Annotated in this window: 6 protein-coding genes; 2 read left to right on the top strand and 4 right to left on the bottom strand. The window is 51.7% G+C overall.

The annotated features are described in order from the left end of the window. Window positions 1-287 precede the first annotated feature (287 nt). Window positions 288-1,046, bottom strand: coding sequence for a hypothetical protein (locus ACR0EZ_RS25570; RefSeq protein ID WP_480617637.1), 759 nt, complete (start codon window positions 1,044-1,046; stop codon window positions 288-290). Window positions 1,047-1,937: 891 nt separating this feature from the next. After that, window positions 1,938-2,918 carry a helix-turn-helix domain-containing protein gene (locus tag ACR0EZ_RS25565; protein WP_480617635.1) on the bottom strand — a complete coding sequence of 327 codons (981 nt, stop codon included), beginning with the start codon at window positions 2,916-2,918 and terminating at the stop codon, window positions 1,938-1,940. A 138-nt stretch (window positions 2,919-3,056) separates the two neighbouring features. Between ACR0EZ_RS25565 and ACR0EZ_RS25560 the strand changes: the two genes are divergently transcribed. Then, on the top strand, window positions 3,057-4,568 hold the full coding sequence (locus tag ACR0EZ_RS25560) for a DUF1214 domain-containing protein (RefSeq protein ID WP_214648678.1): 1,512 nt from the start codon (window positions 3,057-3,059) through the stop codon (window positions 4,566-4,568). 34 nt (window positions 4,569-4,602) lie between these two features. Then, complete coding sequence (locus ACR0EZ_RS25555; protein WP_170380003.1) at window positions 4,603-6,096, top strand: DUF1254 domain-containing protein; 1,494 nt, start codon at window positions 4,603-4,605, stop codon at window positions 6,094-6,096. Window positions 6,097-6,234: 138 nt separating this feature from the next. Here ACR0EZ_RS25555 and ACR0EZ_RS25550 read toward each other — a convergent pair whose 3' ends face one another. Beyond that, window positions 6,235-6,537, bottom strand: coding sequence for a hypothetical protein (locus ACR0EZ_RS25550; RefSeq protein WP_214648679.1), 303 nt, complete (start codon window positions 6,535-6,537; stop codon window positions 6,235-6,237). A gap of 60 nt (window positions 6,538-6,597) precedes the next feature. After that, a partial coding sequence (locus tag ACR0EZ_RS25545; protein ID WP_480617634.1) for a nuclear transport factor 2 family protein occupies window positions 6,598-6,875 on the bottom strand: 278 nt, incomplete at its 5' end.

Below are 6,875 nucleotides of genomic sequence, written 5' to 3'. Positions count from 1 at the left end.
CAACCCGATATGACCGCTCCCCCAAAGTCTTCCTCTCAGCAATCGCCCTCGCCGCAACTGTCATCTATTGGTTATGAGTCCTGAGCCTAGGTGCCCGTGAGCATTCTATGTACCTGTTACCAATTGGCTGAAATGCTCGGAACAGATTGCACATTGGTTCATCCATGTAACTTTTCCGTTGTCTGGAAGCTACAGCTAAACCCATCGATCTAAAATCAGTGGTTCGCTATCATTTGAATCGCTTTGAGAAACGTTTTCGCGTCGGTTCCACCATTCAAGGGTGCCAATTAAGCAGACTTGTTGCCGGGGATGGTGTTGCTCAAATGCCCCCCAACTGAGTACTTCGGCAACACAAGATGGAACCGGTGGCGAAGTGTGTTGGCGATAGGTCGCCAATCGGCTTCAGAGTACTCTGATTTGCCTGTAACTTCCCAATCCCCCGGTGGACACAACCACAGCACCTTAGAAAACAGCTTCATATCCCCGATTTTTTCAATTTCCCAAAAAGTGCCTTTGTTCATAGACGGGATAACGATGCAATATTTTGCGCGACCCACTAGTTTTTCCACTAGGTCCTGCCATTCACGTTTCAGTGGCACACCGCCAAACCACCTATGGTCTCGTGACAGAGCAACTAGGGTTGCGCCATGCATTTCGACGCCATCTCTTATGACGATCTCAAATTGTATGTCTTTTTCAATCGCTGTGATATCTTTGGCGTTTTTAAGTTCCAAAGATCGATCAAAACTGAAAGGACGAAGGTACAGCACAAAATCATCCCAGTACCGACTTTTACTTTCTGCGATTGCTTTCGCTGTAAGACTTTCGACGACCTTTGTGCGAACCTGACTTTCAAACGAAGTCATCCTCATCCATAGAAGATAGGAAAAAAGTACCAAGAATAGGTCTGAAGCGAAAAGTGATAGAATATCGGGCCTGTAAGCTATCGAACTTAGGGCAGACGGCCAACCGCCGTATACCACCAAATTTATCAGCCAGAAGGCGTGAGCCATGGGTAAAGATACAAGTAAGGTGATGGCGATCACTTTGTCTCGTTGGACTTTTTGACGTCTCTTGGGCGAAACAAAGCAAGCCCAAAATTCGTTAATTAGAGCCAAACGCGAGAAATGCCGCTTCAACCGAAGTTCGGTTTCGATGGGTAACTCTGTTCTCGAAATCTTCATCTTTCAGTAACAAACTGGATAACAACTTGGTTTAGCTTCGCTTCTTTGATGCCATTTTTCCAGAGCAAACATAGTTATCTAAGAATTGGGCTGGCTGATGTCGTCAACATAAGGGTTTTTCGTTCGCTGATGCGCTGGCCGCACCGCCCAATCTCACTTTCCCCATGATGCGTTAGGTTAATCCTCGACAGTTCAAAAACTTACGCACTATTTCTCGAAGGTCGCCCTTCGCTAATATCGTGATATCAGGTTTTTAGCCCTAAACCGGCGTTCACGTTTATGGCTGACGGTGCTGACAGTGCAGGCGGTGATGTCACGTTTTTTGGTGGAGAGATTCGGCTTCACGAAGCATCAGAATGGGTGCACTAGAATAGCTGCAGTTTGCTGTTTGGCGTAGCACTGTTGTAGCACCGGGTGTGGCAGGCCAGAACGCAGGGAGCGCCCGTTGGGGCGCTAAGTATTTGATATCTGGCTGTGATTTTTGGTTGCGGGAGGGCGCAACCACCGTTGCCGAACGCAATTGAAATGTCAGGTTTAGGTGCGAATCCGACATACGCAACTCGCACCTAAACTTCCGCAACGCGGGACTTTGCAGCCATCCGCATTCTTAATTCAAAGGACCGCAGTCAGCCCGAACCAGACATACAAAACTAGACTTTGCAAATCCCGAGAAGCGGGACTTTATTGCCATTGGATCAAAGTCGGCTATGCGGACAAAGCAGACATTGGAAGATTGCTCTCGCGACCCACAAGTCAACTATTGTCGGAGTTCATCTTGCGATAGTCAGAGGGCGTCAGTCCCGTCACCTTCCTAAATGCGCGGCTGAAATTATTTGCGGTTTCATATCCTAGCATGGAGGAGATACTGGAGACTGTCTCGCGCGTATCTGTGAGGAGTTCCTCGGCCCTTGCTACCCTGACATCGTTGACGATTTCGCGAAAACGAACCCCTTCGGTTGCTAACTTCCGTTGTAGTGTGCGAACGCCAAGATCGAGCGAACGCGCGGTGGCATCAATCGACATTTCCTCCCGATGAAGTTGTTGCCAAACCACTTCCTCGACTTGTCCTCTAAGTGTTTGAGGTGGGCCGCCCAATCGTTCGCGAGAAATATCTCCGACGGTTGTCGAGCCGCCGGTAAGTTTTTTGGGCGTGGTTTCGGCTCGCAAAGCCGATGCATCAAAATCAACCCCAAGCCGGGAGGCGTTCCAGATTACAGGACAAGCGTAGGTGTCTTCTGCCTCGACAAATCCAGGAACCTTCGGGAAGTCCAAGAGCACGGCAGATGGCTTCCAGTCGCTTCCTAAATACGCGCGGAATATGCTCAAAAAAACCCCAACGGCCGAGAAGCCGATGTCCGGATACGCGAAATGCGAGCGAAGTCCAAAACGATAACAGTAGCGCGCGCTTGTGCCCGAAGTTTCAAGCCACGCGCGATCCGTAGACGAATGAAATGGCATGACGGCAGAAGCTCGTATTAGCGCTGCCCCCAGCGTTGGAGCAGAAAGAACGTAACTCCCCCAGGCGCCGTAGTCAGCGACAGTGAGATACGGTGACCACAACAATCCGATGTTTTGTTGTCCCGTGGATCGTGCGGCTTCGTGCACAAAGGTCGCCAAGGCATGCTCCGAGATGTAACCGCCTCTTTCCTCAATGAAGTGAACAGGAAGATCGGCAGAGTCAAAAGCACGCAACAAGCGTCTTTCCCCAGCGGCCTCAAGCACAAACTGGGGCATCGCGCCCAAGGCCTTAGCCGAAATCATCGGTGGTAGGTTCAATCCGTCAACCCGCTTGTTCGCCCGCGTGTCGTGAAATGATACGCATCGGCTGAACGGATGTGCAAGCTTTCCCTAAACAGCAGGGAGCATTGCAATATGAAAATACTTCGGCCATTACACGGCGGTTTTTCGATGCATTTTTTGGGAATGGTGCTCGGCGCAGGTATTTCTGCTTCACCAGTTTTCTCCCAGTCCTTCAACGACACGGGCGACATCCTTGCACGATCAGCCGAGGTCGAGGACATCGAGTACAAGATTATGGTGCAGCGTGCCACCCAGACGGCCATCTGGGGAATGCCTGCCGCCGGTATGATCGATTTCCTCAAGGGCATTCGCCGCGACCTCGGTGGCGACTACAATGACATCATTTATCTCAACAAGCCGTTCGACTCCAAACATGGGTTTCTTACGGCCAACGATGTTACGGCCTATGCTTGGGCTTCAATGACCTCCGAACCCGGTCCCCTTGTCATTGAAGTGCCCGCTGCCACCGACAAGGTGAACTACTTCGGTACAATCGTGAATGCTTGGGATGTTCCTATTGTGGACGTAGGTCCCGATGGTTTCGATGAAGGTGCCGGCGGCAAGTACCTCATGCTACCCCCAGGCTACGAAGGGGAAATGTCGCTGGAGGAATTAACTGAAGCGGGATACCTTCCCTTTGAAACAGATACCTACGAATATGGTTTTTCGTTCCGGCCAAAACTGACGAATGGCGGAACGGACACCGATGCGGCCGAGTACGCTCAGACGATCAAAGTGTACTACCTGTCTGAGGCTGACAATCCACCACCCAACAACTATCTCGAAGCGTCAGAAGTGCCGTACGACTCGCTTCCATACTACAACGAGACCTTCTTTCAGGACTTGAATGATTACGTTCAAAACAACCCCGTCAGACAACAAGACAAGGTCATGGTAAATTTCCTGAAGGATCTCGGGATCGAAAAGGGAAAACCTTTCGAACCATCGGAAATTCAGTTGAAAGCAATGAATGAGGGTTTGTTGTTGGCGTATGCCTCTATGCAGAACTACTTTGTTACGCCCGGCAAAGCCATGATACCGCTCTGGGTCGACGATAGCGGCGAGATGAAAAGCCAGTGGCTGATATGGGACTTTGCCGAAGGTCAACCCGAGGCAGGCTTCCCGTATGAGACTGAGACAGAGGTACTTGTGGATGCGCGTGCGGGCGGCAGCTACTTCTGGATCACGTACCTGCCGAAACAACTCGGTGGCGGTACCTTTTATCTGACGGGCCTTCGCGACAGCGACGGCGACATGTACGACCACAATCAGACTTACAGACTTAACGTGCCAGCAGACACACCTGCCGACGATTTCTGGTCCGTGATTGTTTATTCGATGGAGACCAAGAGCTTCATCCGGAACGTTGATCCAGTGGGTCTGTCCGAGCGCGACACAGACTCTATGCAAGCCGATGAAGACGGTTCTTACGACATCTTTTTTGGACCGGAGGCACCGGAAGGCAAGGAAAGCAACTGGATACCAACCACAGAGCCGTACTTCCTTTTGTTCCGTCTATATGGGCCGCAAGACGGATGGTTGGAAAGTGGCTGGATGCTGGGCGATCTAGAAAAAGTAAACTGATCAAAACAAACAAAAATTCCCAATGGAGTGAACAATGAAAACAAAGTCGTTAGCCGTGCTGACCGCCCTGGTACTCGCATCGCAATCTCCAGCCCAAGAGTACAAGGCTGAAGTTCCGGATAGCATAATCGTACCGGATCAGGTGGAGACACGATTTGGAACGTTGGAATATTTTGACGGCTTGCCGACGCCGGATACAGCTAAGCTGTCGTATAACGCATTAAATTTCATGCGTGGCATGCAGGTATTCATGGATGGAATGCCTGCAGCCTCAACATATGCAATGTGTCACGGGCTCGAAGAGGGCGCTGGCGTTGATCCGATGAAGATCGGGATCTTTGAAGACCTGTATAACGCCCGTTCGCTTCTTCTCACGCCGAACACCACGACAATCTACATTCTTAACTGTACGGACCTGTCCGAAGGGCCAGTGGTTTACGACGTGCCGCCGGGCATGCTGGGGTTCGTGAACGATGCCTATATGCGTTATGTCACTGACATCGGGAACGCTGGGCCTGACGCTGGCGAGGGTGGGAAGTTCTTGATCGTTCCGCCCGACTATGAAGGTGAGTTGCCGGACGACGGTTACTATATTGTGAAGCCGCCAAGCTATCGGAACTGGTTTCTGTTGCGTGCGTTTTATGGGGAAGACGGCGTTGGAGCCGCAGTGGATCGTGTGAAGGAAACTCTTCGTGTTTACCGGTGGGAAGACCGCGACGCGCCGCCCGATCAGGAATTTGTGAACCTGACTGATCTTCAGTTCAACACGATACACGCCAATGACTTTTCCTTCTTTGAAGAGATGAAGGCCGTTGTAGACAACGAAGCGGAAGGAGCACTTCCCGATGAATTGATGGGAGCAATGTTCTCGCTGGGTATCCGAAAAGGTGAACCATTTGAACCCGATGACGAACTGAGGCTGCTGCTCACAGAGGCAGTCGCATTGGGCACGGCGGCGGCTAAGTCGTTGAATTTTGCTCCTCGCTCGCGTGCGCCATTCTACTATGACGAAGGGTATTGGAAGACGGCGTTCGTCGGTGGCAATCATGAGTTCCAGGCGGGGGACGTGAAAATCCTCGATGCGCGGACCCTGTTCCACTACTACGCGACTGGCATTACGCCTGCCATGGTTGCACAAAAGGTTGGTGTCGGGTCGCAATATGCGCTGGCAAACCGGGACAGTGACGGGAACTACTTCGATGGGAGCAACACCTATTCCGTCACCATCCCGCCAAATCCGCCCGCGCAGGATTACTGGTCTTTCGTCGTTTACGACACCCAAACCCGTTCACTGCTCGAAACTGATCAGAAACTCGCAGGGGTCGACAGCAACCAAGCTACATTGGAAGCGAATGAAGACGGAAGTTACACTGTCTGGTTCGCGCCTGAAGCGCCTGAAGGCAAAGAGGGCAACTGGATACAGACGATGCCGGGCAAATCTTGGTCGACCGTACTGCGATTGTATGGCCCTCTCGAGCCTTGGTTCGACGGATCGTGGCGCCCGGGCGAGATCGAACTTATGGAGTGATAGACTGTCAATTTAGCGCCCTAACAGTTCGCTATCGAGAACGAGATGTCGTGCCATGTGAGTGCGCATCCCGAACAACGCGACAACAACCAGGGGAGGGCGGCAACTACCTCGTAGTGCCGCCCTTCTGTTTGTCTGCTATCGCGCTAAATTGTAGCGTGTCATCGACATTGTGGTTGCATCGATCATGCTCATGAATCGTTCAGCAGCGGGTGCTGATGCAAAGCTATCCATGGACGCTTGGGCGTCTTCGGCACTTTCCCAGTTAACTACCACTGCCCATTTGCCATCTGTGAATGCAGCTTGGCGCGAGACAAAGCCTGGTTGTTTGCTGACATGCTCATCTTCGATGACTTTATCAACAGGTTCGAACTCTTGCGGTGTAACGCCTTCAGCAAGGTCCATCGTCACAATTTCAATGACGCCGACGTCTTGTGCCATTGCGTTACCTCCTACGAGCATTATCAGGGTGATCAAGAACGCTTTCATGATGGCACCCGATCAAAACTTTCCATTGTCGTGGGCCATCTCGGACGGGATGTCCGCGATTACGTCCCAATGCTCAACGATCTTGCCGTCTTCGACGCGGAACAGGTCATAGAAGGCAGTCGGCTTGTCGGCAAACGTGCCCTCGGAGGCGGTGAAGACAAAGTTGCCCTCGGCCACAACAATGTGGACGTCCGTGTAGATCATCTGGATGCCTTGCTCGGCCATGCCAGCGAGTGCCGCACCCAAACCGTCCAGGCCGTCAGCAATGTTGCTGTTGTGCTGGATATAGG

This window comes from Ruegeria sp. AK4, from assembly GCF_056541025.1.
Note: the sequence above shows the minus strand (reverse complement) of the source record. Positions and strands in the feature narration are given on the sequence as shown.